This is a genomic window from Kitasatospora cheerisanensis KCTC 2395 (assembly GCF_000696185.1).
Taxonomy (GTDB): Bacteria; Actinomycetota; Actinomycetes; order Streptomycetales; family Streptomycetaceae; genus Kitasatospora; species Kitasatospora cheerisanensis.
Genome location: NZ_KK853997.1, coordinates 7,067,118 through 7,084,686, shown reverse-complemented (window position 1 = coordinate 7,084,686; position 17,569 = coordinate 7,067,118). Strand labels below are relative to the sequence as shown.

The following is a 17,569-nucleotide window of genomic DNA, read 5'->3' as shown; positions in this document are numbered from 1 at the left end:
TGTCGGTACTGCCGGTGCAGACGCGCCGTCCGGCTGCGGAGCCCTGCCGAGCGCCGCAGCCGGACGGGGTGGTTCGCGTACTACAGGTACTGCCCCGTGTTGGCGACAGTGTCGATGGAGCGACCGGACTCGGCGCCCTGCTTGCCGGTGACGAGGGTGCGGATGAAGACGATCCGCTCGCCCTTCTTGCCGGAGATGCGGGCCCAGTCGTCCGGGTTGGTCGTGTTCGGCAGGTCCTCGTTCTCCTTGAACTCGTCCACGCAGGCGGCGAGCAGGTGGGAGACGCGCAGGCCGCGCTGGCCGTGGTCGAGGAAGTCCTTGATGGCCATCTTCTTCGCCCGGTCGACGATGTTCTGGATCATCGCGCCGGAGTTGAAGTCCTTGAAGAACAGCACTTCCTTGTCACCGTTGGCGTAGGTGACCTCCAGGAAGCGGTTCTCCTCGGTCTCCGAGTACATCCGCTCGACCACCGACTGAATCATGGCGGCGACGGTGGCGGGCACCGAGCCGTCGTGCTCCTTGACGTCGTCGGGGTGGAACGGCAGCGAGTCCCTGAGGTACTTGGAGAAGATGTCCTTGGCCGCCTCGGCGTCCGGCCGCTCGATCTTGATCTTGACGTCCAGGCGGCCGGGCCGCAGGATCGCCGGGTCGATCATGTCCTCGCGGTTGGAGGCGCCGATGACGATGACGTTCTCCAGGCCCTCCACGCCGTCGATCTCCGCCAGCAGCTGCGGGACGATGGTGTTCTCCACGTCCGAGCTGACGCCGGAGCCGCGGGTGCGGAACAGCGACTCCATCTCGTCGAAGAAGACGATGACGGGCGTGCCCTCGCTCGCCTTCTCCCGGGCCCGCTGGAAGACCAGGCGGATCTGCCGCTCGGTCTCGCCCACGTACTTGTTGAGCAGCTCGGGGCCCTTGATGTTCAGGAAGTAGCTCTTGCCCTGCGGCCGGCCGGTCACCTCGGCGACCTTCTTGGCCAGCGAGTTGGCCACCGCCTTGGCGATCAGCGTCTTGCCGCAGCCGGGCGGGCCGTACAGCAGCACGCCCTTGGGCGGCCGGAGTTCGAACTCCTTGAACAGGTCGGCGTGCAGGTACGGCAGCTCCACCGCGTCCCGGATCTGCTCGATCTGGTTGGACAGGCCGCCGATCTGCCGGTAGTCGATGTCCGGGACCTCCTCGAGGACGAGTTCCTCGACCTCGGACTTCGGCACCACCTCGTACACGTAGCCGGAGCGCGGCTCCAGCAGCAGCGAGTCGCCCGCGCGGAGCGTCAGTTCGCGCAGCGGCTCGGCGAGCCGCACCACCCGCTCCTCGTCGGTGTGCCCGACCACCAGGGCCCGGTCCCCGCCCTCCAGCAGCTCCTTGAGCGTGACGATCTCGCCGATCCGCTCGAACTCCATCGCCTCGACGACGTTCAGCGCCTCGTTGAGCATCACCTCCTGGCCGCGGCGCAGCTCGTCCAGCTCCACGCTGGGGCTGACGTTGACCCGGAGCTTGCGGCCGCCGGTGAAGATGTCGGCCGTGCCGTCCTCGTTCTGCTCGAGGAAGACGCCGAAGCCGGCCGGCGGCTGGGCGAGCCGGTCCACCTCCTCCTTGAGGGCCACGATCTGGTCGCGGGCCTCGCGCAGGGTGGCGACGAGCCTCTCGTTCTGGGCGGTCACACCGGCCAGGTTGGTCTGCAGCTCGACGATCCGCTCCTCAAGCACCCTTGAGCCGCGCGGAGAATCGGCGAGCCGGCGCCGCAGGACGGCGATCTCCTGCTCGAGGTAGGAGACCTGCGCGGCCTCGTCGGACCCCCGTGCGGGCCTGCCGGCGCTGCGGTCGTAGTCGTCATCGTTGGCTGCCACGGTCCTCACCTCCTCCTGGGGAGCTGGACGACCCAAACCTACCTGGGACCAGGGTCATGTAAACCCCTAGATCAGAAAGATGGATCGGGCGTGTCCGATGTTCGCCCTGCATGCTTCCCCTCTGACAAGGAGATGCCCACCCCTCAACGGTTCAAAGCAGCGCGGATGTATCGTGACAGGAATGTCCCCGAATGCGGGGCAACCGGAGCAGAAACGGCAGGGGCAATGGCGGGGACTGGCGAGGCACTCGAAGTCTGGATCGACCAGGATCTGTGCACCGGCGACGGGATCTGCGCGCAGTACGCGCCCGAGGTCTTCGAACTCGACATCGACGGGCTCGCCTATGTGAAGGGCGAGGACGAGGAGTTGCGGCAGCAGCCCGGCGAGACGGTGCCCGTCCCGCTGACGCTCCTTCAGGACGTGGTTGACTCCGTGAAGGACTGCCCCGGCGACTGCATCCACGTCCGCCGGGCCACGGACGGCGTCGAGGTCTACGGGCCCGACGCCGACTGACCCTCCGTCAGGCGGTGTGGGCGGGGGTGCGGGTCTCCGCCTTCGTCCACCCGCCGGCGGCGGACTTCGTCCACACCAGCTCGACCTTGACGTCCGGCGCGAAGCGCGGCACGTCGTCCGAGGAGTAGCCGCGGGCCGCGCCCCGGATCGAGCCGTCGCTGCGGATCGCCAGCTCGGTCAGCGTGTAGCCGTCCCGGTCCGCGAGCAGCCGGACCGGCGTGCCGGCGGCGCCCTCCACCACGAACACCTCGTCGGGCGGGGTCCCCATGTCGGCCTGGCAGTGCCCGGCCAGCACGCCGAGCGCCTTCCCGTCCACCACCGCGGCCGCCTTCAGGCTCACCGCCACCGGGAACGGCCCGCACTCCATGGGCAGTTGGACCTTCGCCAGGTCCACCTCCGGCGGCGCGGCGTCCGCCTGACGGGCCGTCACCACCGCCCCCGTCGCGGAGGTCGCCCCCAGCGCCCCGCCCACCACCGCGGCGCACCCCGCCGCGACCAGCACCCAGTGCTTCAACCCCGACCGTGCGTGCACCACAGACTCCCCTTCCGGTCCGGGCATCTTCGCACACGGGGCGAGGTGTCCGGGAAGCAGGTGGGGTGCGAGAGCCGGCGGGCGCGAAGACAGGGGCGCGGGGAACCGCGCGAACGGCCATGCACCGCCGGCAAGGCCGCGACCGGGGGCAAGTCATTGCCCGCGGCGCGATCTTGCGGATGGATGCCTTCCGCTTCGCGCAGTTCCCCGCGCCCCTGTCTTCGCGCCCAACCGCTCGCGCGAGTCGTGCTCTAGCCCAGGTCCCTGCCGTCGTGCGCCGCGGCCTCCCGCTGGGCCTTGCGGACCGCGGCCCGCTCGGCGAGCGTCAGCTCGGGCTCGGCGGCGTCGTAGTCCTCGCCGTAGGCGCCCTTCGCGGGGCGGCGGCGGCGGAGCGGGGGCTCCACGCCGTCGGCGAGCCGACGGGCCGTCAGCAGGAAGCCGGTGTGGCCGATCATGCGGTGGTCGGGGCGGACGGCGAGGCCTTCGAGGTGCCAGGTGCGGACCATGGTCTCCCAGGCCTGCGGCTCGGTGAAGGTGCCGTGCTCGCGCAGCGCCTCGACGGTGCGGGACATCTGCGTGGTGGTGGCCACGTAGCAGCAGATGAGGCCGCCGGGGACGAGCGCCTTGGAGGCGACGTCCAGGCACTCCCAGGGGGCGAGCATGTCGAGGATGACCCGGTCGACGTCGGTCTCGACCAGGTTGTCCTGGAGGTCGCCGACGGTCAGCTTCCACGCGGGGTGCGGGCCGCCGAAGTAGCGCTCGACGTTGCCGCGGGCGATGTCCGCGAAGTCCTCACGCCGCTCGTAGGAGGCGAGCATGCCGGTGTCGCCGACGGCGCGCAGCAGGTAGGTGGAGAGTGCGCCGGAGCCGACGCCCGCCTCCACCACCCTCGCACCGGCGAAGATGTCGGCCATGGCCAGGATCTGCCCCGCGTCCTTGGGGTAGATCACGGCTGCGCCGCGGGGCATGGAGAGGACGTAGTCGGGGAGCAGGGGGCGCAGCGCGAGGTACGGGACGTTTCCCGTGGTGCGGACGACCGTGCCTTCGGGGGCGCCGATCAGCTCGTCGTGCGGGAACGCACCCTTGTGGGTGTGGAACTGGTTCCCGGCCTGGAGCGTGAACGTGTAGTGGCGGCCCTTGGGGTCGGTCAGCTGGACCTGGTCCCCGACCTGGAAGGGCCCGCGTCGGCGGGCGGCACCGGTCGGTTCGGACATGGGGGCCATCCTACGGGAGCCGGAGGGCTCCCCCGACCACATGATCGGTTCAGACCGTCGGGCGCCCGAGCAGCGCGGACGCCAGGCGGCGTTCGAGGTCGGCGAGGGAGAGCACGCCGTAGACGGTGCCGTCGGCGCGGACCACCAGGTACTCGCTGGCGGGGGCGCGGCGCATGGTCTCGAGGATCTGCTCGCCGGCCAGGTCGACCGGGAGGGTGTGGCCGGGTTCGAGGTCGCGGGAGACGGCGGAGACGGCGATCCAGGGGCGGCGGTGCTCGGGGACGCCGCTGACCGCGGACTCCTTGACCAGGGCGATGGGTTCCCCGCGGCCGTCGACCACCACGATCGCGCCGGCGTGCGCCTCGTGGGCGCGGCGCAGGGCCTCGCCGAGCGGGGTGTCGGCGGTGACGTCGATGCTGCGGCGGGCGAGGTCGCGGACCTTGAGCCCGGGCAGGACCTCCTTGAGGCGGGCGTTGCGCAGGGCGTTGCCGGCGCCCTGCCAGATGATGAAGCCGAGGATGGCGGCGAGCACGCCGTCGAGCATGGCCTCGCCGGTGGAGCGCTCGGGCTGCTGCGCGGAGCCGAGGACGGGCAGCGCGAGGACGACGGCGACGGCGAGGGCGCGGCCGGTCCAGACGGCGGCGAGGGTGCCCTTCATGGGGTTGCCGGTGACGGCCCAGACGACGGCGCGCAGCATCCGTCCGCCGTCCAGCGGGAGGCCGGGCAGCAGGTTGAAGGCGGCGACCACCAGGTTGGAGATCATCAGGCCGGCGAGCAGCACGGCGGGGACGGTGCCGGGGTCGACGGCGCGCAGGCCGGCCCAGAAGGCGCCGGCCAGGACGAGCGAGAGCAGCGGGCCGACCAGGGCGAGCCAGAACTCGCGCCAGGGCCGGTCGGCCTCCTTCTCGATCTCGGAGATGCCGCCGAGGAACTGGAGCTGGATGCGCCGCACGCCGAGCTTGTAGCGCAGGCCGACCACGGTGTGGGCGAGTTCGTGGACCAGCACGGAGCCGTAGAAGGCGACCGCGAAGGAGAAGGCGAGCAGGTAGCGGGTGGCGCCGAGGCCGGGCAGCACCTCGTCGAGGCGGCTGCCGAAGACCCAGGTGATCAGGGCGGCGACCAGGAACCAGGACGGGGTGACGTAGACGGGCACGCCGAACGGGCGGCCCATCAGGATGCCGCCCCGGGGCGGTTCGGCCCCGTCCGGCGAGTCCGGTTTCCCGGGTGCCCGCCCCTTGGTGTCGTTCACCGTGCTCCCTTCACCGTCCGCCGGCCCTCTGGTTCCCCGTACGCTACGTGATCTCTTCCCCGGATCGGCGGCGCACCCCGCCCTGCCTTTCCCATACCCACCTTCTCGACCCGTTCGCCCGAGCTGTCCGTGCGGTGCAATAGGGTCGGGGCATGCAGCAGACCGACCCCACGCCCGCCGCCCGTCCGGCCGCCGCGCCGACCGGGCTGTCGCCGTCCCGGGCGGGCGACTTCATGACCTGCCCGCTGCTGTACCGGCTGCGGGTGATCGACCGGCTGCCGGAGCCGCCGAGTGCGGCGGCGACCCGGGGGACGCTGGTGCACGCGGTGCTGGAGCGGCTGTTCGACCATCCGCCGGCGGAGCGCACCCCCGAGCGGGCCCGGGGTCTGCTGGCCCCGCAGTGGGAGCGGCTGCTCGGGGAACGGCCGGAGCTGTCCGAACTGTTCCCGGCGGAGCCGGAGAAGCTGGCGGGCTGGCTGGCCGACGCCGAGAAGCTGGTGGAGAAGTGGTTCCGGCTGGAGGACCCGACCCGGCTGCACCCGGTGGAGCGGGAGCTGTACGTGGAGACCGCGCTGGCCTCGGGCCTGCTGCTGCGCGGCTACATCGACCGGGTCGACGTCGCGCCGTCCGGTGAGGTCCGGCTGGTGGACTACAAGACCGGCCGGGCGCCCTCGCGGGACTTCGAGGGCAAGGCGATGTTCCAGATGAAGTTCTACGCGCTGGTGGTGTGGCGGTGGCGGGGCGTCGTCCCGAAGCGCCTGCAGCTGGTGTATCTCGGCGGCGGCGGGGACGTCGTGACGTACGACCCGGACGAGGCCGATCTGCTGGCCGTGGAGCGGAAGTTGGAGGCGCTGTGGGAGGCGATCTCGGCGGCGGTGGCCTCCGGTGAGTTCCCGGCGACCCGCAACCGGCTGTGCGACTGGTGCGACCACAAGTCCAGCTGCCCGGAGTTCGGCGGCACTCCCCCGCCGTACCCGCTGCCGCTGGCCTCTCTGACCAATCCTCGCAAGGAGTCGTAGGTGACGATCCGTGTGCTGCTGGTGGACGACCAGCCGCTGCTCCGTACCGGTTTCCGGATGATCCTGGAGGCGGAGTCCGATCTGGTGGTGGTCGGTGAGGCGGGCGACGGGCAGCAGGCGCTGGACCAGGTCCGCGCGCTGCAGCCGGACGTGGTGCTGATGGACATCCGGATGCCGCGGATGGACGGCGTGGAGGCGACCCGCCGGATCGCCGGCCCGGACCGCGGCGGCCCGGCGAAGGTGCTGGTGCTGACCACCTTCGACCTGGACGAGTACGTGGTGGAGGCGCTGCGCGCCGGCGCCAGCGGCTTCCTGCTGAAGGACGTCCCGGCGGAGGAGCTGGTGCAGGCGATCCGGGTGGTGGCGGACGGCGCGGCGATGCTGGCCCCGTCGGTGACCCGCCGGCTGCTGGACATGTACGCCACCAAGCTGCCGTCCGGCGAGGAGGCGCCGCCGCAGGCGCTGACGGTGCTGACGGAGCGTGAGGTGGAGGTGCTGCGGCTGGTGGCCCGCGGCCTGTCGAACGCGGAGATCGCGGCGGAGCTGTTCGTCTCGGAGACGACGGTGAAGACGCACGTGGGGCACGTGCTGACCAAGCTCCAGTTGCGCGACCGGGTGCAGGCGGCGGTGTACGCGTACGAGAGCGGCCTGGTGCGGCCCGGCGCGCTGTAGGCGCCGCGGAAGCGGCCGACGGCCCGTCACCCCCGGTGGGGTGGCGGGCCGTCGTGCTGCGGGCGGGCGCTACTTCTTGGTGCGGCCGATCTGCCAGAAGCGGAAGCGGCTGGTGTTGTCCACGGTGGTGTCGACGCCGGTGACGCCGGCCTTGTACACGTAGAAGGACTTGTTCTGGTACAGCGGGACCATCGGGACGGCGTCGGCCAGGATGTTCTGGATCTGGGCGTAGGCGCCGCCGCCGGTGCGGTCGGTGAGCTTGATCGACTCGGGCACCAGCTTGGTGCTGATCTGCGGGTTGTCCCAGTTGTTGTGGAACGCGCCGCCGTCGACGACCAGCGGGCTGATGTAGTCGTCCGCGTCGACGTAGTCGGGGGTCCAGCCGATCAGGTAGGCCTGGTAGCTGTTGTTCGACCAGCCGGCCAGGAAGGACTTCCAGTCGGGCTCCTGCTGGACCGTCACCTGGAACAGGCCGCTGGCGTCCAGCTGCTTCTTGATGCCCTCCAGCTCGGCGGCGCCGGCCCGGGAGCGCGACCAGGTCAGGGTGAGCTTGACCGGGGTGGTGATGTGTGCGGCGGTCAGGATGCGCTTGGCCTTGGCGACGTCCGGCTCGCCGTACTTGTCGAAGAAGGCGGTGTTGTGGCCGACCACGCCGGCCGGGACGACCGAGTACAGCGGCAGCACGGTGCCGGCGTACACGTCGTGGGCGAGTGCCTTGCGGTCGATCAGCTGGGCGGCCGCCTGGCGGACGGCCTGGTTGCCGGCGGTCTCGTCCTTGGTGTTGAAGACCAGGTAGAAGGCCTCGGCGCTGTCGCTCTCGGCGACCTTGAGGTTGCCGCTGCCGGCCTGCGAGTCGTTCTTGATCTGGGCGGCGGTGGCGGGGTCGAGGCCGTTGTCGGCGATGTCCACCTCGCCCTTGTCGAGGGCGGCCTTCAGGTCGTCGGGCTTCTCGTAGTAGCGCACCGAGAACTTGCTGTTCTCCGGCTTGGTGGCGCTGCCGCGGTAGGTCGGGTTGGGCGAGAGGGTGACCTTGGCGGGCGTGGTGCCGCGGTTCTCGATCCCGTCGACCTTGTAGGGGCCGGAGCCGACCAGCTTGTCGTTGGCGAGCAGCTTGTCGGCGGGGAAGACCTGGTGGTCGACGATGGCGCCGGCCGGGGAGGCCAGCTTGGCCGGGAAGACCGCGTCGGGGGTCTCCAGGTGGAAGGTGACGTCGAGGTCGCCGGAGGTCTCCACCGACTTGATGGTGGCGAGCAGCGGCAGCGGGCCGCTCGGGTCGTTGATCTTCTTGGTCCGCTCGATCGAGAACTTGACGTCCTCGGCGGTCACCGGGTGCCCGTTGGTGAACTTCAGGCCGGACTTCAGCGTGCACTTGTACGTCATCGTGTCGCTGCCGGTGAACTGGCAGGACTCGGCGGCGTCCGGCTGCGGCACGGTCGCGCCGGGCGGGAAGGCCAGCAGCGACTGGAAGGAGTTGTTGAGCACCAGCCAGGAGCCGATGTCGTACGCGCCGGCCGGGTCCAGCACGGTGGTCCCGTTGGTGGTGCCCAGGGTGATCGCGGCGCCGCTGTCGCCGCCGTTGGCGACCTTCTCCACGGACGCGCAGCCGGCTGCCGTGGTGACGACGAGTGCGGCGCAGCTGAGCACGGCCAGGCGGTTGGGCGTAGTCATGCGGGGTGGTCTTCCTTCGTGCGTGCGGCCGGCTCGCGCCGGAGGAGCCCCCGTCCGGCCGCCGGGATGGGGCGGCCGGGCGCGGGCCGGTACAACCGCGCGGGCGCCCGCCTGCCGGGGTCGACGGCGGTGGGCGGCGGCGCGGGAGGACGTCTGATCGCTCTGTAGCGTGCCACATCGCACCGGGTCGATCACCGACCGTTCGAACGGCGGGTGAACGGGGAGCGGAGTGCTACCCCCCGGTAGCCGACGAGTTGTCAGCCAATGCCCGTTTTCACACCGGACGCCGGACACCGTCCGCATACCACTGGACGCGGAGGGAGACCGGGAAACCGCACGGAGGAGACGAAGGTCACACCCGGGTGCCGGCCAGGGTCCGCAGCACGTCGAGGTCGACGTGTTCGAGGGAGGGCAGCACCAGGCGGCCGGGGCCGGGCTCGACGGCGGCGATGGACGGCACGGCGATGACCGGGCAGCCGGCCGCCTCGGCGGCGGCGACGCCGGTGGGGGTGTCCTCGACGACCACGCAGCGGGCCGGGTCGGCGCCCAGGTGGGCGGCGGCGGCCAGGTACGGGTCGGGGAAGGGCTTGGTGCGCGGCACCTCGTCGCCGGCCACCGTGAAGGCGAAGTTCTGCGCGCCCAGGCTCTGCAGCACGATGTCGATGATGTGCCGGTGCGAGGCGGACACCAGGGCGGCCGGGATGCCGTGCGCGGCAAGGGTGTTGAGCAGCCGCTCGGCGCCGGGCATGAGCGGGACGCCGCCGGCCAGCAGCTCGACGAAGCGGCGGTTGATCTGGGCCCCGAGGTCGTCCGGGCGGATCGCCGCGCCGGTGCGGGCGAGCAGGTAGTCGATGACCCGGGTCATCGGTCCGCCGACCACGTGGGTGCGGTCCTCGGCGGTGAGCCGGTGGCCGAGTTCTCCGAACAGGTCGACCTCGGCCTGCCACCAGAAGTCCTCGGTGTCCACCAGCGTGCCGTCCATGTCGAGCAGGACGGCCTGCAGGCCGCTGCCGTCGCCGTCTCCGCCGACACGGATCGGGGTCGAGACCGTCGTCATGCGCGCCGTCCTTCCGGGTGGTCGTCCGGACCGCACTGCGTCCGGGGATGGCACAGGCCGGCCCGCTGGTGAGCGGACCGGCCCGTTCAGGATCATCAAGAATACGCCCGCCGGAGCGGATTGCACCGGGCGCCGGCGAGGCGAACGGATGATCTCCGTTGAAGTTCTTCCGCGCGGCGGTCACCGGGCGTTGAAGTACTTGGCCTCCGGGTGGTGGATCACGATGGCGTCCGTGGACTGCTCGGGGTGCAGCTGGTACTCCTCGGAGAGGACGACGCCGACCCGCTCGGGCTTCAGCAGCTCGGCGATCTTGGCGCGGTCCTCCAGGTTCGGGCAGGCGCCGTAGCCGAGCGAGAAGCGCGCGCCGCGGTACTTGAGCGCGAACATGTCGCGGACGTCCTGCGGGTCCTCGTCGCCGAAGCCCAGCTCGAAGCGGACCCGGGCGTGCCAGAACTCGGCCAGCGCCTCGGCCAACTGCACGGACAGGCCGTGCAGTTCGAGGTAGTCGCGGTAGGAGTTGCCGGCGAACAGCTCGTTGGCGGCCTCGGAGATCCGGTTGCCCATGGTGACCACCTGGAGGCCGACCACGTCGCGCTCGCCGCTCTCCTCCGGGCGGAAGAAGTCGGCCAGGCAGAGGCGGCGGCCGCGGCGCTGGCGGGGGAAGGTGAACCGGGTCAGCTCGGAGCCGTCCTCGCGGTAGAGGATCAGGTCGTCGCCCTTGGAGTTGGCCGGGTAGTAGCCGTACACCACGGCGGGCTCCAGCCAGCCCTCGGTCTGGAGCCGGTCCAGCCAGCCACGCAGCCGGGGCCGGCCCTCGGTCTCCACCAGCTCCTCGTACGTCGGGCCGCCGGAGCGCCCGCCCTTGAGGCCCCACTGGCCCTTGAACAGGGCGTCCTCGTCCAGCCAGGACGCGTAGTCCTGGAACGGCACGCCCTTGACGATCCGGTCGCCCCAGAACGGCGGGGTCGGCACCGGGTTGTCGACCGCCACGTCGGAGCGGACCTGGCCGAGCTCGGCCTCCTCCGGCTCCTCGATCTCGACCCGGGCGTGCCGGCGCTTGCGCAGCTCCGGCAGGACGACGCCGGGGACGCCGCGCTTGACGCCGATCAGCGCGTCCATCAGCCGCAGGCCCTCGAACGCGTCCCGGGCGTAGCGGACCTCGCCGTCGTAGATCTCGTGCAGGTCCTGCTCGACGTAGGCGCGGGTCAGCGCGGCGCCGCCGAGGATCACCGGGAAGTCGGCGGCCAGGCCGCGCTGGTTCAGCTCCTGGAGGTTCTCCTTCATGATCACCGTGGACTTGACCAGCAGGCCGGACATGCCGATCACGTCGGCCCGGTGCTCCTGCGCGGCCTCGACGATCGCCGACACCGGCTGCTTGATGCCGAGGTTGACGACGTTGTAGCCGTTGTTGGACAGGATGATGTCGACCAGGTTCTTGCCGATGTCGTGGACGTCGCCCTTGACGGTGGCGAGCACGATGGTGCCCTTGCCCTCGCTGTCGGACTTCTCCATGTGCGGCTCCAGGTGGGCCACGGCGGCCTTCATCACCTCGGCGGACTGCAGCACGAACGGCAGCTGCATCTCGCCGGAGCCGAACAGCTCGCCGACCACCTTCATGCCGGACAGCAGCGTGTCGTTGATGATCTCCAGCGCCGGGCGCTCGGTCAGCGCGGCGTCCAGGTCGGCCTCCAGGCCGCCCCGCTCGCCGTCGATGATGCGGCGCTGCAGGCGCTCCTCCAGCGGGAGGGCGGCCAGCTCCTCGGCCTTGGACGCGGCGGCGGACGCGGCGGAGACGCCCTCGAACAGCTGGAGCAGCTTCTGCAGCGGGTCGTAGCCCTCGGCGCGGCGGTCGTAGACCAGGTCCAGGGCGGCCTGCCGGCGCTCCTCCGGGATCCGGTTGATCGGCAGGATCTTCGCGGCGTGCACGATCGCCGAGTCCAGGCCGGCCTCCACGCACTCGTGCAGGAACACCGAGTTGACGACCTGTCGGGCGGCCGGGTTGAGGCCGAAGGAGATGTTGGACAGGCCGAGGGTGGTCTGCACGTTCGGGCGGCGGCGCTTGAGCTCGCGGATCGCCTCGATGGTCTCGATGCCGTCGCGGCGGGACTCCTCCTGGCCGGTGGCCAGGGTGAAGGTCAGGCAGTCCACCAGGATCGAGGACTCCTCGACGCCGTACTCGGTGGTGAGCTGCTCGATCAGCCGCTCGGCGATCGCCACCTTCTTGTCGGCGGTGCGGGCCTGGCCCTCCTCGTCGATGGTGAGCGCGATCAGGCCGGCGCCGTGCTCGCGGGCCAGCGCGGCGATCTTCCCGAACCGGGTGTCGGGGCCGTCGCCGTCCTCGTAGTTGACGGAGTTCAGCACCGCGCGGCCGCCGAGCGCCTCCAGGCCGGCCCGCAGCACCGGCGGCTCGGTGGAGTCCAGCACGATCGGCAGGGTGGAGGCGGTGGCCAGCCGGGAGGCGACCTCGCGCATGTCGGCGACGCCGTCGCGGCCCACGTAGTCCACGCACAGGTCGAGCAGGTGGGCGCCCTCGCGGATCTGCTCGCGGGCGATCTCCACGCAGGCCTGCCAGTCGCCGGCGAGCATCGCCTCGCGGAACTTCTTCGAGCCGTTGGCGTTGGTGCGCTCGCCGATCGCCAGGTACGAGGTGTCCTGCCGGAACGGCACGTTCTGGTACAGCGAGGCGGCGGCCGGCTCGGGCTGCGGGTCGCGCGGGGTGACCGGCAGGCCCTGCACCCGCTCGACCACCTGGCGCAGGTGCTCGGGGGTGGTGCCGCAGCAGCCGCCGACCAGGCCCAGGCCGTAGTCGCGGACGAACGCCTCGTGCGCGTCGGCGAGTTCCTCGGGGCTGAGCGGGTAGTGCGCGCCGTCCTTGGTGAGCACCGGCAGGCCGGCGTTCGGCATGCAGGACAGGCCGACCCGGGCGTTCTTCGCCAGGTAGCGCAGGTGCTCGCTCATCTCGGCCGGGCCGGTGGCGCAGTTCATGCCGATGACGTCGATGCCGAGCGGCTCCAGCGCCGTCAGCGCCGCGCCGATCTCCGAGCCGAGCAGCATGGTGCCGGTGGTCTCGACGGTGACCTGGGCGAGCACCGGCAGGTCCAGGCCGGCCTCGGCGAGCGCGTCCTTGCAGCCGAGCACGGAGGCCTTGGTCTGCAGCAGGTCCTGGCTGGTCTCGATCAGCAGCGCGTCGGCGCCGCCCGCGATCAGGCCGGCCGCGTTCTGCCGGAAGCCCTCGCGGACCACGGCGAAGGTGGTGTGGCCGAGCGTCGGCAGCTTGGTGCCGGGGCCGATCGAGCCGAGCACCCAGCGGGTGCGGCCGTCCTTGGCGGTGAACTCGTCGGCGGCCTCGCGGGCGATCCGGGCGCCGGCCTCGGACAGTTCGAAGATCCGCTCCGGGATGTCGTACTCGCCGAGCGCGGCCTGGTTGGCGCCGAAGGTGTTGGTCTCCACGCAGTCCACGCCGACCGCGAAGTACGCGTCGTGCACGGAGCGGACGATGTCCGGGCGGGTCAGGTTGAGGATCTCGTTGCAGCCCTCCAACTGCTGGAAGTCCTCCAGCGTCGGATCCTGGGCCTGGAGCATCGTTCCCATCGCTCCGTCTGCCACCACCACCCGGGTGGCGAGGGCCTCGCGCAAGGCGTCGGCGCGGTCCTGCTGGGCGGATGCGGATACAACGGTGGCCATGGGGCTGCTCCCTGAGTGCGACGGCTGTCGGCTATGCGGCCCCACCTTGAGCTGGGGCGCACCCGGTCAGGGTATCCGCCCGGCGGCGGTGCGATGGAACCCATTTCGCATCGTGGGCGTCCCTGTCCACCGGAAGGGAGCCCGATCATGCCCGCTTCAGCACGTCCCAGCAGGTGGCGCCGCCGCGTCCGCGGCCCGTTCACGTCCGAATGGCGGACGCTTCCCGCCCGGGCGCGTCGCCGCTGGAGCGAACGCGCCCGGTGGACCCGGCGCCGGCGGGTGCTGACGGCCGGCGCGGTGGTGCTGGCGCTGCTGGTGCTGCCGGTGCTGGGGGCGGCGCTGGCGCTGCGCCTGTGCTACACCGGCGACCCCGCCGCGGACGCCCGCACCCGCGGCCGGGACGCGATCTGGCTGGGCCACGCCTGGGTGGACGGGCGGCGCACCGACGCCGACCTGGCGGTGCTGGCGGGGCGGGTGCGCGGCACCGGCATCCACGACCTGTACGTGCACACCGGGCCGCTGGAGCACGACGGCTCGCTCGACCCGAAGCGCTCCCCGGGCGTGGCGGACTTCCTGGCCCGGGCCCGGGCGGCGATGCCGGGGGTGCGGATCCAGTCCTGGCTGGGCGACGTGGTGGCGCCGGAGAAGGTCGGCGTGCACCTGGACCGGCCGGAGGTCCGGGACCGGATCGCCGCGTCCGCGCAGCAGGTCCTCGACCTGGGCTTCGACGGCGTCCACTTCGACCTGGAGCCGGTGCACAACGGCTCCCCCGGCTTCCTGGCGCTGCTCGACCAGGTGCACGCGCTGACGGCCGCCCGGCACGCCCCGCTGTCCATCGCCGCGCCGCAGATCGAGCCGGTGCCGATGGTCGGCCGGGTCAGCTTCGCGCTCACCGGCCACGGCAAGTGGTGGAGCGCCGGGTACTTCGCGCAGGCCGCGAAGCGGGTCGACCAGGTCGCGGTGATGTCCTACGACACCTCGATGCCGGTGGAGTCGCTGTACGGCGGCTACGTCGCCCGGCAGACCTCGCTGGCGCTCGCCAACACCCCGGCGGGCGTCGACCTGCTGATGGGCCTGCCCGCGTACTGGGACGACACCCCGACGCACCGGGGCGACGCCGAGACGGTCCGCGCCGCGGTCCGCGGCGCCCGCCTCGCCCTCGGCCCGGGCGCTCGGCAGAACTTCGGCCTGGCCCTGTACGTCGACTTCGCGGCCACCCCGGACCACTGGGCGGCGTACCGCGACGGCTGGTGCGTGTAGGCCGGCCCGGCCCCCCTGACCGCGGTGCGGTGCGGGGGGCCTCCTAGCATCGATCCGGCTCCGCCGTGTGGGGACGGGGCCGGTACCCACGGAGGGACGAACGTCCATGCACGCCCGGAAGATCGGCGCGGCCGCGGCCGCCGCGGTGGCGGTCCTCGCCGCCCGCGACCTGGTCCAGAAGAAGCACGCACTGCTGAGGAACTTCCCGGTGCTCAGGCACGCCCGGTACCTGCTGGAGACGGTCGGGCCGGAGCTGCGGCAGTACATCGTGTCCTCCAACGAGGAGGAGCGGCCGTTCAGCCGCGACCAGCGGAGCTGGATATACGCCTCCGCGAAGGAGGAGAACAACTACTTCGGGTTCGGCACCGAGGTGGACGTGGCGGGTGCGCAGGGCCGCGCCTACCTGAAGCAGCGCACCTTCGCCGGGCCGCTGCCGGACCTGCACGACCCGCAGTCCCCGCTGCCCTCGGCGAAGGTGCTGGGCGGTCCGCGCGGGCGGGCGAAGGCGTTCCGGCCGGGCAGCGTGGTGAACATCTCCGCGATGAGCTTCGGCTCGCTGTCCGGCGCGGCCGTCACGGCGCTCAACCAGGGCGCGGCGCAGGCCGGGGCGATGCACAACACCGGCGAGGGCGGCCTGTCGCCGTACCACCGGGGCGGCGCCGACCTGGTGCTTCAGCTGGGCACCTCGTACTTCGGCTGCCGCAACGAGGACGGCGGCTTCGACCTGGGCCGGCTGAAGGAGGTCGTGGCCGGCGCGCCGGTGAAGGCGATCGAGATCAAGCTGTCGCAGGGCGCCAAGCCGGGCCTGGGCGGGATGCTGCCGGGCGCGAAGGTCACGCCGGAGATCGCGGCGATCCGCGGCATCCCGGTCGGCAGGGACTGCGCCTCGCCGTCGCGGCACTCGGCGTTCGGCGACGTCGACTCGATGCTGGACTTCGTCGAGCTGCTGGCCGCCGAGACGGGCCTGCCGGTCGGCATCAAGAGCGCCGTCGGCGAGCAGGACTTCTGGCGGGAGCTGGCCGCGCTGATGGCGGTCGGCGACCGGGGCGTCGACTTCGTGACGGTGGACGGCGGCGAGGGCGGCACCGGCGCGGCGCCGCGGATGTTCGCGGACTCGGTGTCGCTGCCGTTCCGGATGGGCTTCTCCCGGGTCTACGGGACCTTCGCCGAGCTGGGCCTGACGGACGACGTGACGTTCATCGGCTCCGGCAAGCTCGGCCTGCCGGAGAACGCCGCGGTGGCGTTCGCGCTGGGCGCCGACATGGTCAACGTGGCGCGCGAGGCGATGCTGTCGATCGGCTGCATCCAGGCCCAGAAGTGCCACACCGACAAGTGCCCGACCGGCATCGCCACCCAGAACCCGTGGCTGGCCCGCGGCATCGACCCGGCCTCCAAGGGCAACCGCGCGGCGGTCTACCTGCGCACCCTGCGCAAGGAGTTGACGAAGGTCTCGTCGGCGCTGGGCGTCGCCCACCCGGCGCTGATCACCGCCGACGACATCGAGGTGCTGAACGGCGACTACGAGGCCCGCACGCTGGGCGGCGTGTACGGCTACAAGGAGGGCTGGGGCGAGCTCGGCCCGGACCTCGCCGCGGAGATCACGGCGCTGATGACCGGCGGCCGGACGCTCTGACGCGACGTCAGGGGGCGGAGCCGGCGCGGTTCCGCCCCCCCCTGCGCGGTTCATCGCAGGTCGAACACCAGGCGGGCCGACACCTTGCCCGCGAGCACGTCCTCGAAGCAGGCGTTGACGTCCTCCAGCTTGCGGGTCTCCCGGATCACCTTGGTCCGGCCCAGCTGGTGCAGCCGGAACACCTCCGCGAGGTCCTGCCGGGTGCCGACGATCGAGCCGACCACCTTGGTGCCGTTCAGCACCGTCTCGAACACCGGCAGGGTCAGTTCGCCCTCGGCGGGCAGCGCGACCAGGGCGAGCGTGCCGCCGCGGCGCAGCGAGTCGTAGGCGGCGCGGAACGAGGCGTTGCTGACGGCGAGCGAGACGGCGCCGTCCGCGCCGCCGAGCTTCTGCACCTCGTGCGCGACGTCCTGGATCCGGGCGTCGACGACGTGGTCGGCGCCGAGGTCCTCGGCGAGCTTCAGCTTGTCGTCGGTGATGTCGACGGCGACGGTCTCGGCGCCGAAGATCCGGGCGTACTGGAGGGCGAGGTGGCCGAGGCCGCCGATGCCGGAGATCAGCACCCGGGTGCCGGGGCGGGCGCCGGCCAGCTTGACGGCCTTGTAGGTGGTGACGCCCGCGCAGGACAGCGGGGCGGCGTCCATCGGGTCCACCCCCTCCGGCACCGGGACCACGTAGTCGCCGTGCGCGAGGGCGTACTCGGCGTACGCGCCGTCCACCGAGTAGCCGGAGTTGTGCTGGGCCAGGCAGAGCGTCTCCCAGCCGGTGACGCAGTAGTCGCAGCGCCCGCAGGCGTCGGCGAGCCACGGGATGGCGACCCGCTCGCCGACCTTGACGTGCCGGACGTCCGGGCCGGCCGCCTCGACGATGCCCACGCCCTCGTGGCCGGGGACGAACGGCGGGGACGGCTTGACCGGCCAGTCGCCGTGCGCGGCGTGGATGTCGGTGTGGCACAGGCCGGAGCACTCGATGCGCACCAGTACCTGGTGCGGCGCCGGGGCCGGCACCTCGCGGTCCTCGATCTCCAGCGGCTTGGTGAAGTCCCGGACGACAGCTGCCTTCATGACCTTCTCTCCTCGCAGAACCCATAAATCCGACAAAAGGGATAACTCTTGGGCCCAGCCTGCTGGCTGCGGCGGCGAACCGCGAAGGGGCGCGCCGACCGCGGCGAAGATCACGCCTCCCCACCACTCGGCGGAGCTGACGGCCCGTCACGATAGC

Annotated in this window: 13 protein-coding genes; 5 read left to right on the top strand and 8 right to left on the bottom strand. The window is 71.9% G+C overall.

What is annotated here, in order from left to right:
- Positions 1-80: 80 nt before the first annotated feature.
- Positions 81-1,847: a proteasome ATPase gene (arc, locus tag KCH_RS31820; RefSeq protein WP_035868818.1), complete on the bottom strand. Its 1,767-nt coding sequence runs from the start codon at positions 1,845-1,847 to the stop codon at positions 81-83.
- 225 nt (positions 1,848-2,072) lie between these two features.
- Here arc and KCH_RS31815 point away from each other — a divergent pair, with 225 nt between their 5' ends.
- A complete protein-coding gene (locus tag KCH_RS31815; RefSeq protein ID WP_035868816.1) occupies positions 2,073-2,360 on the top strand; it encodes a ferredoxin in 288 nt (95 codons plus the stop codon).
- A 7-nt stretch (positions 2,361-2,367) separates the two neighbouring features.
- Here KCH_RS31815 and KCH_RS38145 read toward each other — a convergent pair whose 3' ends face one another.
- The 3 genes from KCH_RS38145 to KCH_RS31800 all read right to left on the bottom strand — a co-directional run bounded on the left by KCH_RS38145 (position 2,368) and on the right by KCH_RS31800 (position 5,355).
- A complete protein-coding gene (locus tag KCH_RS38145) occupies positions 2,368-2,892 on the bottom strand; it encodes a hypothetical protein (RefSeq protein ID WP_157032276.1) in 525 nt (174 codons plus the stop codon).
- Positions 2,893-3,143: 251 nt separating this feature from the next.
- Positions 3,144-4,106 (bottom strand): tRNA (adenine-N1)-methyltransferase, encoded by a 963-nt coding sequence (locus KCH_RS31805; RefSeq protein ID WP_035868814.1) that lies wholly within the window; start codon positions 4,104-4,106, stop codon positions 3,144-3,146.
- Positions 4,107-4,155: 49 nt separating this feature from the next.
- A complete protein-coding gene (locus tag KCH_RS31800; protein WP_035868811.1) occupies positions 4,156-5,355 on the bottom strand; it encodes a site-2 protease family protein in 1,200 nt (399 codons plus the stop codon).
- Between the two features lie 152 nt (positions 5,356-5,507).
- On the opposite strand from KCH_RS31800, the gene KCH_RS31795 reads away from it, so the two are divergent.
- A complete protein-coding gene (locus KCH_RS31795; RefSeq protein WP_035868808.1) occupies positions 5,508-6,374 on the top strand; it encodes a RecB family exonuclease in 867 nt (288 codons plus the stop codon).
- Positions 6,375-7,046 (top strand): response regulator, encoded by a 672-nt coding sequence (locus KCH_RS31790; RefSeq protein ID WP_035868805.1) that lies wholly within the window; start codon positions 6,375-6,377, stop codon positions 7,044-7,046.
- Positions 7,047-7,115: 69 nt separating this feature from the next.
- Here the strand turns inward: KCH_RS31790 and KCH_RS31785 are convergent, their stop codons facing one another.
- The 3 genes from KCH_RS31785 to metH all read right to left on the bottom strand — a co-directional run bounded on the left by KCH_RS31785 (position 7,116) and on the right by metH (position 13,455).
- Complete coding sequence (locus KCH_RS31785) at positions 7,116-8,714, bottom strand: ABC transporter substrate-binding protein (RefSeq protein ID WP_035868788.1); 1,599 nt, start codon at positions 8,712-8,714, stop codon at positions 7,116-7,118.
- A 352-nt stretch (positions 8,715-9,066) separates the two neighbouring features.
- Positions 9,067-9,771, bottom strand: coding sequence for an HAD family hydrolase (locus tag KCH_RS31780; RefSeq protein WP_051653670.1), 705 nt, complete (start codon positions 9,769-9,771; stop codon positions 9,067-9,069).
- A gap of 180 nt (positions 9,772-9,951) precedes the next feature.
- The gene (gene metH / locus KCH_RS31775; protein ID WP_035868785.1) at positions 9,952-13,455 is read right to left on the bottom strand and encodes a methionine synthase; all 3,504 of its coding nucleotides are present in this window, start codon (positions 13,453-13,455) and stop codon (positions 9,952-9,954) included.
- A gap of 147 nt (positions 13,456-13,602) precedes the next feature.
- Between metH and KCH_RS31770 the strand changes: the two genes are divergently transcribed.
- Together KCH_RS31770 and KCH_RS31765 are read left to right on the top strand one after the other, a co-directional pair.
- A complete protein-coding gene (locus tag KCH_RS31770; RefSeq protein WP_157032274.1) occupies positions 13,603-14,715 on the top strand; it encodes a glycoside hydrolase family 18 protein in 1,113 nt (370 codons plus the stop codon).
- Between the two features lie 106 nt (positions 14,716-14,821).
- Complete coding sequence (locus tag KCH_RS31765) at positions 14,822-16,348, top strand: FMN-binding glutamate synthase family protein (protein WP_035868780.1); 1,527 nt, start codon at positions 14,822-14,824, stop codon at positions 16,346-16,348.
- A 50-nt stretch (positions 16,349-16,398) separates the two neighbouring features.
- Here the strand turns inward: KCH_RS31765 and adhP are convergent, their stop codons facing one another.
- The gene (gene adhP, locus KCH_RS31760) at positions 16,399-17,412 is read right to left on the bottom strand and encodes an alcohol dehydrogenase AdhP (protein ID WP_035868778.1); all 1,014 of its coding nucleotides are present in this window, start codon (positions 17,410-17,412) and stop codon (positions 16,399-16,401) included.
- Positions 17,413-17,569: the final 157 nt, after the last annotated feature.